Source organism: Solibacillus sp. FSL K6-1126 (genome assembly GCF_038003445.1).
Classification (GTDB): Bacteria; Bacillota; Bacilli; order Bacillales_A; family Planococcaceae; genus Solibacillus; species Solibacillus silvestris.
Genome location: NZ_JBBOPD010000001.1, coordinates 3,812,834 through 3,830,350 on the forward strand (window position 1 = coordinate 3,812,834; position 17,517 = coordinate 3,830,350).

At 39.5% G+C, this 17,517-nt stretch carries 15 protein-coding genes; 2 read left to right on the forward strand and 13 right to left on the reverse strand.

Features of this window, described 5'->3' with window-relative positions; all coding sequences use genetic code 11:
• Positions 1-19: 19 nt before the first annotated feature.
• Together MHH44_RS19030 and MHH44_RS19035 are read right to left on the reverse strand one after the other, a co-directional pair.
• Positions 20-937 (reverse strand): carbohydrate ABC transporter permease, encoded by a 918-nt coding sequence (locus MHH44_RS19030; RefSeq protein ID WP_340799354.1) that lies wholly within the window; start codon positions 935-937, stop codon positions 20-22.
• Between the two features lie 69 nt (positions 938-1,006).
• On the reverse strand, positions 1,007-2,314 hold the full coding sequence (locus MHH44_RS19035; RefSeq protein WP_008409008.1) for a sugar ABC transporter substrate-binding protein: 1,308 nt from the start codon (positions 2,312-2,314) through the stop codon (positions 1,007-1,009).
• Between the two features lie 167 nt (positions 2,315-2,481).
• On the opposite strand from MHH44_RS19035, the gene MHH44_RS19040 reads away from it, so the two are divergent.
• Both MHH44_RS19040 and MHH44_RS19045 read left to right on the forward strand, forming a co-directional pair.
• Positions 2,482-3,102: a YesL family protein gene (locus tag MHH44_RS19040; protein WP_008409010.1), complete on the forward strand. Its 621-nt coding sequence runs from the start codon at positions 2,482-2,484 to the stop codon at positions 3,100-3,102.
• Positions 3,099-3,992 carry an alpha/beta hydrolase gene (locus MHH44_RS19045; RefSeq protein WP_340799355.1) on the forward strand — a complete coding sequence of 298 codons (894 nt, stop codon included), beginning with the start codon at positions 3,099-3,101 and terminating at the stop codon, positions 3,990-3,992. Before MHH44_RS19040 ends, MHH44_RS19045 begins: the two co-directional genes overlap by 4 nt.
• Before the next feature lie 44 nt (positions 3,993-4,036).
• Here the strand turns inward: MHH44_RS19045 and MHH44_RS19050 are convergent, their stop codons facing one another.
• From MHH44_RS19050 to MHH44_RS19100, 11 genes are all read right to left on the reverse strand, one after another.
• Positions 4,037-4,909: a GNAT family N-acetyltransferase gene (locus MHH44_RS19050; protein ID WP_340799356.1), complete on the reverse strand. Its 873-nt coding sequence runs from the start codon at positions 4,907-4,909 to the stop codon at positions 4,037-4,039.
• Positions 4,906-6,090, reverse strand: a complete 1,185-nt coding sequence (gene nagA / locus MHH44_RS19055) for an N-acetylglucosamine-6-phosphate deacetylase (protein ID WP_340799357.1) — start codon at positions 6,088-6,090, stop codon at positions 4,906-4,908. Before nagA ends, MHH44_RS19050 begins: the two co-directional genes overlap by 4 nt.
• Before the next feature lie 138 nt (positions 6,091-6,228).
• Complete coding sequence (gene gatB, locus MHH44_RS19060; RefSeq protein WP_008409014.1) at positions 6,229-7,674, reverse strand: Asp-tRNA(Asn)/Glu-tRNA(Gln) amidotransferase subunit GatB; 1,446 nt, start codon at positions 7,672-7,674, stop codon at positions 6,229-6,231.
• A 1-nt stretch (position 7,675) separates the two neighbouring features.
• Positions 7,676-9,139: an Asp-tRNA(Asn)/Glu-tRNA(Gln) amidotransferase subunit GatA gene (gatA, locus tag MHH44_RS19065; RefSeq protein WP_340799358.1), complete on the reverse strand. Its 1,464-nt coding sequence runs from the start codon at positions 9,137-9,139 to the stop codon at positions 7,676-7,678.
• Between the two features lie 17 nt (positions 9,140-9,156).
• Complete coding sequence (gene gatC, locus MHH44_RS19070) at positions 9,157-9,447, reverse strand: Asp-tRNA(Asn)/Glu-tRNA(Gln) amidotransferase subunit GatC (RefSeq protein WP_008408705.1); 291 nt, start codon at positions 9,445-9,447, stop codon at positions 9,157-9,159.
• A gap of 293 nt (positions 9,448-9,740) precedes the next feature.
• Complete coding sequence (locus MHH44_RS19075) at positions 9,741-10,916, reverse strand: CamS family sex pheromone protein (RefSeq protein ID WP_008408707.1); 1,176 nt, start codon at positions 10,914-10,916, stop codon at positions 9,741-9,743.
• Between the two features lie 18 nt (positions 10,917-10,934).
• Positions 10,935-12,932 carry an NAD-dependent DNA ligase LigA gene (gene ligA, locus MHH44_RS19080; protein WP_008408709.1) on the reverse strand — a complete coding sequence of 666 codons (1,998 nt, stop codon included), beginning with the start codon at positions 12,930-12,932 and terminating at the stop codon, positions 10,935-10,937.
• A gap of 12 nt (positions 12,933-12,944) precedes the next feature.
• A complete protein-coding gene (gene pcrA, locus MHH44_RS19085; protein ID WP_008408710.1) occupies positions 12,945-15,203 on the reverse strand; it encodes a DNA helicase PcrA in 2,259 nt (752 codons plus the stop codon).
• Between the two features lie 35 nt (positions 15,204-15,238).
• Positions 15,239-15,928 (reverse strand): heptaprenylglyceryl phosphate synthase, encoded by a 690-nt coding sequence (locus tag MHH44_RS19090; RefSeq protein WP_340799359.1) that lies wholly within the window; start codon positions 15,926-15,928, stop codon positions 15,239-15,241.
• 174 nt (positions 15,929-16,102) lie between these two features.
• Positions 16,103-16,417 (reverse strand): YerC/YecD family TrpR-related protein, encoded by a 315-nt coding sequence (locus tag MHH44_RS19095; RefSeq protein WP_008408714.1) that lies wholly within the window; start codon positions 16,415-16,417, stop codon positions 16,103-16,105.
• Positions 16,418-16,435: 18 nt separating this feature from the next.
• Positions 16,436-17,494 (reverse strand): DUF3048 domain-containing protein, encoded by a 1,059-nt coding sequence (locus MHH44_RS19100; RefSeq protein ID WP_014822590.1) that lies wholly within the window; start codon positions 17,492-17,494, stop codon positions 16,436-16,438.
• Between the last annotated feature and the right edge of the window lie 23 nt (positions 17,495-17,517).

Consider the following 17,517-nt stretch of genomic DNA (forward strand, 5'->3'; position numbering starts at 1 on the left):
TGCTCCTTCCCGCACCAGCTTAATAATAATTTGGATCTTTCCCAATATATTTACGTTGTATTAACGAGATAATTAGAATGATAAAGAACAACACATATGATAAAACTGCTGCATAGCTTAAATTCAAGCTTGTAAATCCTTGATGGTACAAGTAATACACGATTGTTGTTGTTGAGTAGTTCGGTCCCCCATTCGTTAACAAGAACGCCGAGTCGAAAATTTGGAATGAACCAATCGTTGTTGTAATCGCCACGTAAAAGTGGATAGGCTTTAACATCGGGAATGTAACTTTCCAGAAGATTTTCCATGGACTAGCACCATCGATACGTGCTGCTTCATACAATTGACGGTCGATGGATTGTAAACCCGCATAATAGTAAATCATTGTTGTACCCGCTACTTTAAAAATACTTAGTCCTGCCAAGACTAGAAGTGCCTGTGATGAACTAGATAAAAACAGCTGCGGGTTAATACCGACAAAACCGATTAAATAGTTGATAAAGCCATCTTCTGTCCCACGGAACAGCCATCCCCAAATTCCTGCGATAATTACGAATGATGTAACAACAGGCAAGAAAAACAACCCTTTGAAAAACCCTGAAAATTTAACCCCTGAATTAATGATTACTGCCAAAATTAGGCCAAGTGCCATTGTCGGAACTATATAATAGATGGAAAACTTAACAGTATTCCATATTGCTTTCCAAGCGATTTCATCATCAAATAGACTTTTCCAATGTTTTAACCCAACGAACTCTGGGTCCCCGATAATTTTCCAGTCATGAAATGTTAAATAAAAACTTAAAACAAATGGGTATACTTGAAAAATGATAAAATGAATAATTACTGGAATGAGCACGACATAGACTAACAAATTTTTATTTAGCTCTCTTTTTATCCGTGCACTAAGTGATTGTTTAGAAGTTGTAGAGGTCACATGCCTCACCCTTTCTGTACTTGAAGTAATGAGAGAGTTTGATCTTCTAGACCAAACTCTCCTTTTAAATTATTTGTTAATTAACTTATCAATTGCGTCTGCCGATTTATCCGCAGCTTCCTGAGGAGATTGTTTTCCTTCTAACATTGCTTGAATTTCCGCTTGAACTAAAGGCATAATATTACGGCCTTCTGGATGAATAATACCTGGCTTCGCATATTGTGTGTACTCCGCTAACTGAGCCATGTATTGTTGTGAATCGAAAATATCCTTCGCTTCATCACGTGTCGGGATATATTGTGTAATATTATTGAATGTACGTTGGTTATCTGTGTTTGTAACATACTTCATGAACTCTGCCGCAGCTTCCGGATTTTTAGAAATCGCCGAACCTACAAACATCCCAACAGTACCGTAAGTTAACTGCTCTGCATCTTTTAATGGAGGAGCAATAACAAAGTCAAATGGCTTCTCAGCTAATAAACGGTTTACCGAAATCCCAGAACCATTTACAGCTAATAATTTTCCGCCGAAGTACAGTGAGTCATGATCAAGCGCCGTAATTGAATCTTGAGGAATCCATCCCTTTGTATACATTTCGTTAATTAATTCAAATGACTTAACTGCTTCAGGCTTGTTAATTAAGATGTTATTATCTTCATCAATTACGTTACCGCCAGCTTGCCATAAAAATGGATAAAGCGTGTTATTTAAAGAACCTCCACCTGCATATGAGAAAGCATAATAACCTGCTGCTTTTGCCTTTTCAGCTAAAGCTTTAAATTCATCCCATGTTGTCGGAAGGCTGTTTTCATCTACGCCTAATTCCGTCAAAATATTTTTGTTATAAATTAAAGACTCTGCCGTTTGTAAAATTGGCATCCCATACTGTTTGCCTTTCCAGCTTGTTGCTTCGATGGCAGTCGGTACGAAGCCGCTTAACTCTTCATCTGTAACATATTGCGATATATCTAAAATTAATTGTTGCTCTGCATATTGTGGCATCTGGTCGGGAATTACATAGAATACGTCCGGACCTTGACCAGCCGCTAAAGCTGTTAAGATTTTTTGGTCACGATTTGCCCAAGGAATTTGTTCGAAGTTTACTTTAACCCCTGTTTCTGCTTCAAAGTCCGATGCAAATGTTTTCCACATATCCCCTTCACCTGTTGAGCCGTCTGTATAAGGGTGTGCCCAAACTGTGATTTCACCTGATAATCCTGAAGACTCTTCTGTATCTGTGTTAGCGCTTCCATTATCCGAATTGGTATTCGCATCTGTCGTTGTCGTTTCATCTTCGCTACATGCAGCCATAACAACAGAAAGCACTAATACTAAAAATAGCAGTCCCAACTTTTTAAAAATTGTATTACTCATAACCCATCCCCCTTTTCATTTTCCCTCTGTATAAAAATAGCAAAATAGCTATTTTTTCCAGACTACAAAAAAACGAGGAGGAACTCAAGTCCATTAAAAGTCCTTAATTTAAATTGTACAATTTTTCAGACTTATTTAATTTATAATAATAGCAAGGGGGGATCATTATGACATTTTGGGACGGCTTTTACAGTTTTGGTGTTAAGCTATTAAAAATAATTTACTTGAACTTTCTATGGCTGTTTTTTTCTGCGATCGGACTTTTCGCTTTCGGTCTGTTTCCAGCGACGATTGCATTATTTACGATTACAAGACAATTTCTGCTCGATATTGATAAGCCGATTACTCGAACATTTTGGGAAGTGTATAAAAATGAGTGGGTTAGAGGAAATGGGTATGCGGTGATTAGCTATATTATCGTGCTCATTTTAGCAATCGACTTTTATGCTATTTATATGTTTGACTCTTTATCAATTCTTCTTATTCCAACTTTCATCATTGCCTTTATCATTTTTGGTACGTTGTTTTTCTTCTTTCCTGTATACGTCCATTTTGATCTAGCATTTTTGCCAATGATAAAACAAGCATTTTTATTTACGATTACTTCGCCTTTCACAGTCATTTTAAATGCGTTAAGTATCGTATTGATCTATGGCATTTTCAACATTATGCCAGGTGCAATCCCTTTATTTGCCGGAAGTGTGGTTAGTTTGTTCGTGATGAAATTCTCGCTTCGTTCCTTTAAGAAAATTGAACAAGGGAAAGTATCGGAGGCTGTAACATTATGAACGGACTGCACCCTGAACTATTTGAAAGTATTAATCGTAAATTAAAAAATTCTCGTACATTCGAGCAACTGATCATGAACAGAACATTTGTCCATTTTTCAGAGCAAAACTACCAACTTGAAAATTGCTCAATCGAAGAAATGTTGATAGGAAGTATACGAGTCATACGTATACAGCCGAAGAAAGCAGTACAAAATATGCCGTGCTTTATTTGGCTTCATGGTGGAGGGATGGTGTTCGGCAATCCGGATGACAGCGTTCCTTATGTAATAGATTTGGTCCAACATTTCCAGGCGGTGGTGTTCATTCCGCAATATCGTCTTGCTCCGGAAAATCCTTATCCTGCTGCTTTAGAAGACGGGTATGAGCTGTTAAAGTGGATTAGTGAACATGCAAGTAGTCTGAATATAGATCCAATGAAAATAATTGTAAGTGGTGGCAGTGCCGGGGGAAATTTGGCATTGGCCATTGCTTTAAAATCACGAGATGAAATAGGGCCAAAAATAGCAGCGGTTTTACCGTTGTATCCGATGCTGGATGCAAAAGAAAGGCCATTTCATAAAAAGTTTACTTCACCTGCTATATGGAATGCAGAAAAAAATAAAAAAAGTTGGCGTGCTTATTTACCTGGTACCGACAATATTTCTCCATACGCATCGCCTTTTTATGCGAATGTTGAAGGACTTCCGCCTGTTTATACATTTATCGGAACTCACGATTTATTTTACGAGGAAGTATGTGAGTTTGTGGATAAGCTACAGCAAGCCCGTGTACAAGTCCAATTTGATATTTATCAAGGATGTACACACGGATTTGATTTAGAAGAAATACCTATTGCCCGTGAAGCGAAAAAACGGCTTTTAAATATTACTTCGAAATTATTAAAGTAACCGCAATATGGAGGCCCGTTGTATTTTTCACGGACCTCCACTTTTTATGCCAATCCACTATATGGATAAAGCAAATTATTAGGATACACAATTTCTTTTTGGTTTTTTACAAACATAGCCCCATCATCTATGAACACACCTTGCGTGACAGGAAGCTTTATATCATCCGGTGTAAACCACAGCCTGATCTGTTCAGATTGAATTGGTAAACAACCGAGTATTTCCTGTATATTAACCGGCTCTTTAGAAATCACATCAATTAACTCCGCATGTTGGGCTGTTTCATTTAAAATGACAAATGCCTGAAAGTTTGGCACATAGTAAATACAATCTTGGTATTGGGTCAATGCATGGAACATCACAATATTTTCATTTTGAACCATACTCATTTTCTGACTAACAGGTTTTCTAAACACAGTTGTTTCATAAAATATGTTTCTTGTCGGTTTATCTTCCAAGTTAACTTTCTTTACTTCTGTATAAACCGGTTCAATGTCTTTTTTATTCACAGTAAATATAGATTGCGTCCGAGTTTCAAAACCAAACTTCGGATAAAAGTCCAATACTGTTTTGTTTGCAAACAAGTATATGATATTTGCATCCACATGATCTTCCATAACTTTTTCCATAAGCTGACGCGATAATCCTTTTCCTTGGAATGTTGGATTTGTCATAACAGTTCCGATTTGAACTGCTTTATACTGCCTGCCATCCAAAATCATCGTTCCATGACTGGTAGAAACATTGGCTACTATTTCACCATCCACTTCAAATACATAAGGACAATATGTATCGTTCCAATACCCTAGCTCATCCCATTGTCTAAAATTCAAACCAAAAGTATCATTTGCCAGTTTAAAGAAACTCCCTTTCAACTGCGGATTAAGGCGCACAGCTTCCCCTTTTATGAGATTCACTGCAATCCCTCCTTTTTAAAATTTTCGTAAATTATTTTTCCTTCTGAAACAGTTAATACAACTTCTTCGTTTTCGTTAACTATATAAAAGTCAGCATCTTTACCAATTTCAATTGACCCTTTATTTTCAAACAACCCTAACAGCTTTGCACTGTTAGTTGCAGTCAGCTTAGCTAGTGTCACATCTGATAATCCGAGCCAGTCTTTCATATTTTTTCGGGCCTTGTTTAAATTCAGCGTACTTCCAGCAAGCGCGTCACTCCCGACTAATTTACATAAGCCATCTTCTACCCGGACTTGTTGTCCACCTAAATCATAAATACCGTCTGTTAATCCAGTTGCGCGCATACTGTCTGATATTAATATCATTCGGTCTTCACCAATCGTGTCGTAAATAAAGCGAATCATGTCCGGATGAATATGAAATCCGTCAGCAATAATTTCCAGCATACACTCACTTTGCAGTAATGCGACCTGCAAGCCGGGCTCCCTATGATGGATCGGCCTCATCCCATTACAAAAATGAGTGGCATTCTGAATAAGCTGTTGTCTCAATAATGCCTTTGTCTCATCATAGGTGGCATCTGAGTGACCAATGGATGCTACAATGCCGTTATGTTTTAAGTACGTTGCAAGCTTATGGCCTTTATCTAGCTCTGCCGCTAGTGTAACAAGCTTAATTTCGTATTGGGCAGACCTGTTTAGATGGTCAAATATTTCTACAGAAGGTTTTATAATAAACTGATCGGACTGTGCCCCTTTTTGAATCGGGCTAATGAAAGGACCTTCTAAATGTATGCCTGCAATTTTTGCACCTTTTACATTGTTTTTCATATTCGCAATCGCTTGTACAACACGCTCGATTTGATTTTCTTCCGCAGTCATCGTTGTCGCTAAAAAGGTTGTCACCCCGTGTTTTGCAAGTGCCGTACTTATCGTATTTAGACTGCTTTCCGTTCCGTCCATTACATCAGCACCTGATATTCCGTGAATATGCTGATCAATCATCCCCGGCATCATTTTATAAGCTGTCTTTGTTTCTACCAGATCGACCTTTTCAGGTAATTCATCCCTTTTGCAAAACTGAACTATTTTTCCACCTTCAATTACAGCGTAACAATCATCCTCTATCCGCTGTTCCCGGATAATTTGGAGTGGTCCAATACACCATGTTTTTTCCATGAACATTTCCCCCCTCTACCTCGCCTTATATATTCCCCATTATTAGCCTATACTTGTCATTTTTCAAGAAAATTCCTTTTTTAGCCAAAATAAAACGGCAGTCCAATTTAAAAATGGACTGCCGTTTCTAAGAAGAAATTAACGTTTATTAATTTCTTCCATTAAGATTTGGTTTGTTAATTGTGGGTTTGCTTGACCTTTAGAAGCTTTCATAATTTGTCCAAGAAGTGCTTTAATCGCACGGTCCTTACCAGCTTTGAAGTCTTCTACTGATTTTGCATCATTATCAAGAACAGTTGTTACGAAACCACGGATTACTTCCGGATCAGAAATTTGAACTAAGCCTTTTTCCTTCACAATTTTCGCAGCGTCTCCACCATTCGTTACTAACTCAGTGAATACTTTTTTCGCGATTTTAGAAGAAATTGTACCGTCCGAAATTAATTTCACCATACCAGCCAAGTTTTCCGGTGTTAGAGCTGTATTTTTCAGCTCTTTTTGTTCTGCATTTAAGTATGCAGAAATATCACCCATTAACCAGTTAGCTGATAATTTCGCATCAGCACCTGCGTTTACAGTTGCATCAAAGAAATCTGAAATCTCTTTGTTTACTACAAGTACGTTTGCATCATAATCATTTAAGCCTAATTCAGAAACATAACGTGCTTTACGAGCATCCGGTAATTCTGGAATCTCGTTACGTACGCGCTCTACCCATTCATCAGAAATTGAAAGACGCACTAAGTCCGGCTCTGGGAAGTAACGGTAATCATCTGTACCTTCTTTAACACGCATAAGAATTGTTTTACCTGTTTTCTCATCAAAACGGCGTGTTTCCTGCTCAATAACGCCACCAGCCATTAATACTTCTGCTTGGCGGATTTCTTCGTGCTCTAAACCACGACGGACAAAGTTGAATGAGTTTAAGTTTTTAAGCTCCGTTTTCGTACCGAACTCTTCTTGACCGTATGGACGGATTGAAATGTTCGCATCACAACGAAGAGAACCTTCCTCCATACGTACGTCAGAAACGCCTGTATATTGGATGATTGATTTTACTTTTTCAAGATAAGCATACGCTTCGTCTGGCGTGCGGATATCCGGCTCAGAAACGATTTCTACTAATGGCGTACCTTGACGGTTTAAGTCCACTAAAGAATAGCCATCAGCATGCGTTAATTTACCAGCATCTTCTTCCATGTGAAGACGTGTAATACCGATTTTCTTTTTATAGCCTGGAGTATCACCTTTAGCTGGAATTTCGATTTCTACCCAACCGTTTTTACCGATTGGCTTATCAAATTGTGAAATTTGGTAAGCTTTCGGATTGTCCGGATAGAAGTAGTTTTTACGGTCGAACTTAGTTTCCTGTTCGATTTCCATGTTTAATGCTAAAGAAGCACGCATAGCGTAATCTACTACTTGTTTATTTAATACTGGTAAAACACCTGGATAACCAAGGTCGATTACTGTTGTATTTGTGTTTGGTTCCGCACCAAAGTGGTTTGGACTGCTAGAGAAGATTTTTGAGTTTGTTTTTAACTCAACGTGAATCTCTAAGCCAATGACTGTTTCAAAGTTCATTTTATTTTACCTCCCATAATGCTGGAGTTTGTTTAGCGAAATCTGTTTGTTGCTCATAAGCATATGCCACACGGTAAAGTGTTTCTTCATCGAAATGCTTACCGATAATTTGTAAACCTAATGGTAATCCGTTTTCAAAACCGCATGGAACTGAAATTGCCGGTACACCTGCTAAGTTGATTGGAATTGTTAAAATATCGTTTGCGTACATTGTCATTGGGTCGTCAATGTTTGCACCAATAGCGAATGCTGGTGTTGGTGCAGTTGGCCCGATGATTACATCATAGTTTTCGAACACTTTGTCATAATCAGCTTTGATTAAAGTACGTGCTTGTTGTGCTTTTTTGTAGTAAGCATCATACGTACCAGCTGATAATGAATATGTTCCAAGCATAATACGACGTTTTACCTCATCGCCGAAACCTTCAGCACGAGATTGTTTGTACAGCTCTAATAAGTTTTTCGCGTTTTCTGAACGGTAGCCGTAACGAATACCATCGAAACGTGAAAGGTTTGAAGATGCTTCTGATGAAGAAAGGATGTAATAAGCTGCTAACGCGTATTTAGAGTGTGGTAATGATACCTCTTCTACTGTAGCACCTAACCCTTTTAATACTTCCAATGCATCAAGAACCGACTGTTTTGCTACTTCGCCAACGCCTTCACCTAGGAATTCTTTTGGTACAGCAATTTTTAAGCCTTTAATATTACCGTCTAAAGCGGCTGCATAGTTTGGTACAGGCACATCCGCAGAAGTAGAATCCATTTCGTCTACACCTGAGATTGCTTCAAGTAATAATGCATTGTCTTTTACATTGCGTGTAATTGGTCCGATTTGGTCTAAAGAAGATGCGAATGCAACTAAACCAAAACGTGATACACGACCATATGTAGGTTTCATTCCTACAACACCACAGTAGGCTGCTGGTTGACGGATTGATCCACCCGTATCAGAACCTAGTGAAAATGGTACTTCACCCGCTGCAACTGCAGCTGCAGATGCACCTGAAGAACCACCTGGCACATGCGAAAGATTCCATGGGTTTTTAGTTGTTTTATAAGCCGAGTTTTCATTTGAAGAACCCATTGCGAATTCATCCATATTTAATTTACCGACTGTGATCATGCCTGCATCACGTAATTTTTTTACGATTGTTGCATCGTAAATTGGCATAAAACCTTCCAGAATTTTAGAAGCACAAGTTGTTTCCAATCCTTCTGTTACGATATTATCCTTTACGCCAATCGGCATACCGAATAATGGACCGCGCTCCTCAAAAGGAACTTGATCTAATTCAGCTGCTTTTGCAGTTGCTTGTTCTTTATTTAATGCTAAGAAAGCTTGTACATCGCCGTCCAACTTTTCAATGCGGTCAAACGCTTCTTTTGTTAAATCCGCAATTGTTAGTTCACCCGACTTTAAGCTCTCTTGCAATTGTGCTGATGTGCGCTCAAATACTGTCATGCGAGTGGTTCCTCCTATTACTCCATAATTGATGGTACTTTAATTTGACCTGCTTCTTGTTCTTTTACGTTCAGCATTACTTTTTCAAGAGGTAAGCCTTCTTTTGCTACGTCCTCACGAAGTACGTTCACTAAAGGTAAAACATGTGAAGTCGGTTCTACATTTGTTGTATCTAATTCATTTAACTGCTCTGCGAAATCAGTAATTTTCCCTAGTTGTTCAGCAAATTTCTCTGCTTCCTCTTCTGTAATAGCAAGGCGAGCTAAGTGTGCTACGTGTTTTACTTCTTCTTTCGAAATTTTTGCCATTTGTTACACCTCCAAGTTATCGAATCAAATATACCTCGGCAAAATCCGGATCATCCGCCGGGTCTATATGTGGAGTCAGTGATTGTTTTGGATACCCGCTGATTCTACATAAACCATGCCCATAATGATAACATTTTTCCATGTAAAAATCTCCGCTTTAGGAAAAAATCCAGCAAACAATCCCCCACTTATGACGTTTTTTCGCCAAATTAACGCATTAACGTAATGAAGTAGATTTCTTTTACAAAAAGAAAATACCACACTCGTAAAAGTATGGTATTTTTCGAAAGATTTTACTCATAAATATGAATAAAAGGTTCATCTTCATTTGGTTCTTTAATAATCAGTACTTCGGGTCCGTTAACAGAGGTAATGCTCACCGAAATATACAGGTCAAGTGGTAAATGATTAAGCATTAAACCGGTCAAATACTGGGTAAATCCTGTAATTTCAGCTGTTCCGTAAAACTGGATCGGAATTTCGATATCAAGCTTCTGGACCTTTTTGTTCTGGTAAAAGCCAGTCGCAAACACGCTCGTGAAGTTTGAGAAATACTTGTCGACATCTTGTTTGAAGTTTTGGAAATTCGTATTCAGGTCACGATATACATCATCCGGTGAACTCATCGGGAAAGTAACGTATTTTTCATCGATTACCTTCCATTCACCCAATTCTGTCTTTCCTTTATCCGCAAAATTATAGTCGGTGTACGTTCCCGGCACAATTGCATTTCTTTCAGCTTGTTTAAATAGAGCAATGACGATTGGAACATCTGCCAGTTCCGGACGGGCACGCAATCGATTGATCACTTCCTGCGCTATTTTTTTACCTTCTGCATCTATTTTTGCATCCGGAATTTTCTCTTCAAAAAATTCTCCATACTGCTCTTTTTGATAATAGTAAACTGAATTTAATGCTAAACCGATTGAAACACCAGCCAGCTTTACTTTGTTCTCATCGGTTTTTGTTAAATAATTTTGTTCCACAATATGTGCCAAATAAACTGGCGCTTCTGTCGCTTTTACAGTCGGATCCATTTCCTTGCCTGTCGCCTCATCCACACTTGATGGGTTTAGACCTTGGTACTCCGGTCCTTTATCTTCAGTTTGATTTGGACGGGCCAGCCAGTATTTCAATGTTTCTTCATCTAAATACTGCCCTTCCTGGAAGTAATAGTTTTCCGTATCAAAATGATTTTGCGAAATACGCATTAAGCCTGTTTCGACTTCCTTCATATCGTACTTCGTATAAATATTGGAAACAACTAAACCACGGCTTGCACTTTCCTTATATGGAATCAATGTACGATAAAATTTATCGTTTATTTGCATATTCGGGATAATTGTTGTTTCCACAGCTTGTTCTGTATCTGATTCTTGCGTCAGTTCTGTATCAGGTGTGAGGTTTGGCGCACACGCTGACAACATCGCCGCTACAATTATCGCAGGTATCCAGCGATAACGTTTCATGAGAGCAAGTCCCCTTTACTATATTAATTGTTCGATTAGGCGCACTTCATCCCAAATTTCAATGCCTAAGCTTTGTGCCTTTTCTAGCTTCGAGCCTGCATCTTCTCCGACAATTACAAGGTCTGTTTTTTTACTGACACTCCCTGCAACCGTACCACCTAACTGTTCTATTTTCGCCTTTGCTTCGTTACGTGTCAATTGCTGTAATTTGCCTGTCAGTACAATTGTTTTACCAGCAAAAGGATTTGCCCCTGCTTCCACGACAATTTTCTTGCCTTTATAGCTCATATTTAAGCCAAATCCTTTTAGGCGTTCGATTAATTGTTGTACTTGCTCGTTTGCAAAATACGCGACAATCGATTCGGCCATTTTATCGCCAATTTCATGAATATCTTTCAAATCTTCTTCAGTGGCAACCATTAATGCATCGATTGTTTCAAAATGTGCTGCCAAAATCTTAGCTGCTTTTTCACCAACATGGCGAATGCCAAGACCGAATAATAGTCGTTCCAGCGAATTGTCCTTTGACTGAATAAGTGCTTCAACTAAATTTGTCGCCGATTTTTGCCCCATTCGCTCCAGGTTGATCAGTTGTTCTACTGTCAGTTCATATAGTCCTGCTACATCTTGAATATAGCCTTCTCTCAGCAGCTGTTCTACTACCTTCTCGCCAAGACCGTCGATATTCATCGCATTGCGGGAAACGAAATGCTTCACACCTTCCGCGATTTGTGCAGGACATTGTGGATTCACGCAGCGCAATGCTACATCAGTATCAATGCGTACAACTTCTTCATCACATGCGGGACAATGTGTCGGCATTTTATATGGTACGGCGTCATCCGGGCGCTGTTCCAGAACAACCCCCACAATTTGCGGAATAATATCCCCCGCTTTCCGCACAATGACCGTATCATCGATTCGAATGTCCTTTTCACGAATCAGGTCTTCATTGTGCAATGATGCACGGCTCACAGTAGTTCCGGCTACAAGTACCGGTGTTAAAATCGCTGTCGGAGTAATAACGCCCGTACGACCTACCGTCAGTTCGATATCCAGTAATTTTGTTATAACTTCTTCAGCCGGGAATTTGTAGGCAATTGCCCAGCGCGGCGATTTTGCCGTAAAGCCAAGCTCATCTTGGTGGGCATAGCGATTCACTTTAATGACGATACCATCAATTTCATACGATAAATTTGGGCGCGCTTCTGTCCACTTTTCTATAAACGCCAAAACGTCCTCAATAGTTTCGCAATACTCACGCTCTTTATTTGATGGAAAACCTAGCTCCTCCAAATACTTGAGCATTTCCCAATGGCCGTCGATTCCATAGCTTTCTCCATCCCCGCCAACTGCATATATAAAAGTCGATAAATTTCGGCTTGCCGCAATTTTTGGGTCTAATTGACGCAACGATCCTGCTGCCGCATTTCGAGGGTTTGCAAATAGCTCTTCGCCATTTTCAGCTCGACGTTCGTTCAGTTTCTCGAAAGATTTTTTCGGCATATAGGCTTCGCCGCGCACTTCTAATGTTACTGGTTCATTTAAACGTAAAGGAATGGCACGGATTGTCTTCAGGTTGGCTGTAATATCTTCACCAACCGTTCCGTCACCTCGCGTAGCACCTTGTACAAAAACCCCGTTTTCATAGCGTAAAGATATGGCCAAACCATCAATTTTCAGTTCACATACATAGGAGTAATTTTTACCGATTGCCTGCTCGATTTTCCGGTCAAAATCACGCAAATCTTCTTCATTGAAGGCATTCGATAAACTAAGCATTGCTGTTTCATGCGTTACCTTTTTAAAGCCTTCCAATACCATGCCACCGACACGCTGAGTAGGAGAATCAGGATAAATAAATTCCGGATTTGCTTCTTCTAATGCGATAAGTTCATGTAAAAGCTGATCATATACACTATCTTCTACTACCGGTTTATCCAGTACATAATACGCATAGCCATACTCATGAAGAAGCTTGTTTAATTCCGCAATTCTTTGTTCTATTTCATTCATCAAATGTTCCTCCTAAGCTTTCGTAATCGGTGCAAATTTCGCTAGCAGACGTTTTATTCCAGTCGGTGATGGGAAAGCGATATCCAGTTCCATGCCGTCCCCTTCACCTTTTACACTTACGACCATACCGACGCCCCATTTACCATGGGCTGCTTTGTCGCCTACTTTCCAGTCAAACTTATCCCCGCCTGTAGAATTAAGTCGTGATGTTTGGGAAGCAGGTGCCTGCACGCTTCCTAATGAACGCTTCGGCATACGGTCATAACGGTTCGATTTAAATGGCAGTGAATCATCACGATATGATGTAGTATTTGCTTTTGAAACTTGCTCTAACACATTTTCATCAATTTCGCGTAAAAAACGTGATGGGGCATTGTATCCTGTACGACCAAAAATTGTACGAGAACCCGCACAAGACAAGTATAGACGCTGCTCTGCCCGAGTTGCGCCGACATACATCAAGCGCCGTTCTTCGGCCATTTCATCTTCACTTTCCAAGGAACGTGAATGCGGGAATATATTTTCCTCCATCCCGATAATGAACACAACAGGGAACTCCAGCCCTTTTGCGGCATGCATCGTCATTAAAATAATCGTACCTTTCGCTTTTTCTTCTTCATCTAAAGAATCAATATCTGCAATAAGTGCCAGGTCCGTTAAAAACGCTACTAATGACTGGTCTTCACTGCGCGCTTCAAAAGCCTGGGTTACTGTTAAAAATTCTTCGATATTTTCCAAGCGGCTTTCTGCTTCAATCGACTTTTCCGCTTTCAGCATTTGGCGGTATCCTGATTTTTCAAGCACTTCTTCCACAATCTCTGTAACCGATAATTCCTGCTGTCGATCACTCAATGAACGAATCATATTGTAGAAATTTTCAGCTGAAGTGGCTGCTTTGCCTGAAAGCCCCATAAATACAAGCTCACCCATCGCATCAAAGATTGATCGGTCGCGCTCCATTGCATAGACAAGCATTTTATCAAATGAAGTCGCACCAATCGCACGTTTTGGTTCATTGATAATTCTCGCCAATGACAGGTCATCATCATTGTTTGCAATTAAACGTAAGTAAGCGAGTAAATCTTTAATTTCTTTTCGATCATAGAACTTTGTACCGCCAACAATCTGGTAGTTCATATTCGATTTTACGAGCACATCCTCCATCACACGTGACTGTGCGTTTGTACGGTATAAAATCGCAAAATCATCCAGCTTGTAATCTTCATCCTTCATGAGTTTTTGAATCGTACGTACAACATATTGTGCTTCATCCTGCTCATTTCCCGCTTTGTAGAGCTGGATCATTTCGCCTTCCGGATTTTCTGTTCTCAGTACTTTTTTATAGCGGTCTTTATTCTTTTCAATTACGCTGTTTGCCGCTTGTAAAATACGTTTTGTGGAACGGTAGTTTTGCTCAAGCATAATCACCTTTGCTTCTTTGTAATCTTTTTCGAATGATAATATATTCGAAATATCAGCACCTCGCCAACGATAGATCGATTGGTCCGAATCCCCGACAACACAAATATTACGGAATTTCTTCGCCAATAATTGCACGAGCAAATATTGAGATTTGTTCGTATCTTGATACTCATCAACATGAATGTACTGGAATTTGTTTTGATAAAACTCAAGCACATCCGGCGCTTCTTTAAATAGACGGATTGTCAGCATAATTAAATCGTCAAAATCGAGACTTTGATTTTGTCTTAATCGTTTCTGATAGCCTTTATATACCTGTGCGACAATCTTTTCAAAAGGATTATGCGGATTCATATTCTCTTCAAACCCATCCACAGTAATGCACTCGTTTTTTGCAGAACTGATCGTGTTTAAGATTGCACGCGGGTCATATTTTTTAGGATCTATATTATCCTGCTTCAATATATTTTTTATAACCGTCAGCTGATCTGAACTATCTAAAATTGAGAAGCTTTTCGAATAGCCTATCCGGTCAATATTGCGTCGCAAAATGCGTACACACATTGAGTGGAATGTGGATACCCACATGCTTTCCGTTGTCCCGTTCCCTAATATCCCGTCAATTCTCTCACGCATTTCACGGGCAGCTTTATTTGTAAATGTAATGGCCAAAATTTTTGAAGGGTATACTTCACGCTCAACGACTAAATAGGCGATACGGTGAGTCAGTACCCTTGTTTTCCCAGAGCCGGCCCCTGCCATAATTAGGAGCGGGCCTTCTGTTGTTTTCACCGCTTCAGCTTGCTGTGGATTCATTCCCGCTACTAAATTTTTTGCTATATGCTCCATATTGCACCTTCCTATCTAAAGAACATTTGTTCCTATTATATAACACTTTTCACTGCTTGTACGGTTTTTAATGCCGCTTTTAAATCATCATAAATAATATTTCCGACAACTACGGTATTGGCATATGCAGCCATTTCTTTCGCCTGTTCTACGGACGTAATGCCGCCTCCATAAAAAAGCTTTGTTTCATTTAAAACTTCGGCTGTTGCTTTGACCATTTCGATATCACCATATGCACCGCTGTACTCTAAATAAAAAATCGGCAATTTAAAATAGTTTTCCGCCATTCGTGCATAGGCCACTACATCTTCCACCGTCAAATCCGTTTTCGCATTTGTTACTTGCGCTACTTTACAATCCGGATTCAGTACACAATAGCCCTCCGCTACGAGCTCTTCCCAAATTAGTACATCGCCATATTCTTTAATCGCTTCATGATGCAAATCTTTCACCCATTTTGTATCATGGCTATTCAACACCGACGGAATGAAGTAATAATCATATCCTGGTGTAATGCTATCAACGTTTGAAATTTCCAGCGCAATCGGTACTGAAAAACGACGTACACGGACGAGCAGATCCAGAACGCCATCTAACGTCACATCATCTGTCCCACCTACTAAAATAACATCCGTTCCCGATTCACAAATCTGCTCTAATGCCTCATCCGTAATTTCCTTAGCAGGGTCCAGTTTAAATACATGTCTCCAGTTTAAATATTCCATGAATATATCCACCTATTCTCAAAATTTTTATATTGAACTTTCCATTATCTTTGTTTTTATTGACCATCTCTTAGTATAACGAAATTCGTTGAAATATTAAAAGACTGAGCGGATAAATCTGCTCAGTCTTTTAAGCTTGCTCATGTATTTATGATTGGGCGCATTGGCACTTCATTACTTTGACGTAAATGGCTTTTCGTCTGGATAAAGACGGCCCAGCATTTCATCATAAGTGTCATTCCCGTAATCAAAGCAACGGCGTACACGGGAAATTGTTGCTGTTGAAGCACCCGTTTCTTTTTTAATTGTTTCATACGTTTTTTTCAAACGTAATAAATGTGCAACTTCAAATCGCTGTGCCAATGATTGAATTTCACTAATTGTGCACAAATCATCGAAAAATTTATAGCATTCCTCAATATCCTTTAACTCTAGGACTGCTTTAAACAACTGATCTGTTTGATGACCGCGAATTTTTTCAATTTGCATGTGCCCACCATTTCCTCTCTACTCTGAATATATAACAGAAGCCGCTAGACCTGGAGATGTTGGTACGAAATGTATCCATGTCTTTCCTTGAACTAATTTTACTTCCGTTCCATCTTCTTCGACTGCCACCAGCAGGCCATCTGCATTTTTCCATTTCACTTCACGTATCGTCCCTGCTTGAGCTACATACGCATTGCCGCCACCAGTAATTGTAATCTCGCGTCGACCGGCATTATCTACAATTTGATGAGGCATTTCAAAAAATAAAATATTAGCTAATTCGATGGATTCATTTGTCTCGTAATCGACTGTTTCTACATTTGCAGAATAACGCTTGTACTGATTCGTTTCGGCATTGTATACATACTGACTATTAAATGAACCGCTATTATTGTATTTCATCGATATTTCATTAGCTGTTGTTCCTATTTTAACATTATCTTCGGCTTCATAAAATGGGTAGGACACTTTTTTCTGATAAAGTAGTGAAGTCCCTACTTTTTCAGCACCAGCCTTTACATTTTCGCCCGAAATATAAGAATTGTGAGGAGCAACCCGTGTCGATGAACGTTTAAAGAAAGTACCATCATAGTGCATTCCATTAATATTATCGACTACTCTTTGTGAAAGCATCGATTTTGCTTCTGGACTATAGCCATGCGCAATATAAAATGCGTCCAGCCCTTTTGCAATATCAATAAAGTATGAACGTGCACTGCGGATCGGTCCGATAGATTCAGGAAGTTCTGACTGATAAAGAGCTAAAAAGCGTGTTACATCACCTTCCGCCAGCATTTCATACACGACATCCGCCTGTGCAAGTCCGGATTGCGGGCGTGCTTGCGGATGGTTATTGATTGTGGCCAGTATTGGGCGCATCGTCACTTCCTCTGCCACTCGTTCCCCTGTAAACGGCGTTACAAAGGGCAGTACTTCTTCAGCCTCCGCTACAATAATATCTTTCTCTACTTCGTTTTCTTCTATCTCTACAGCAGGCTCCTCTGTTTGTTCTTTATCTGAACAACCTGTCGCTAAGGTTATGCCTAATAGTGTTAACATGAATATACTGCGTTTCATCGTGCTACTCCTCTCGTTTTTTC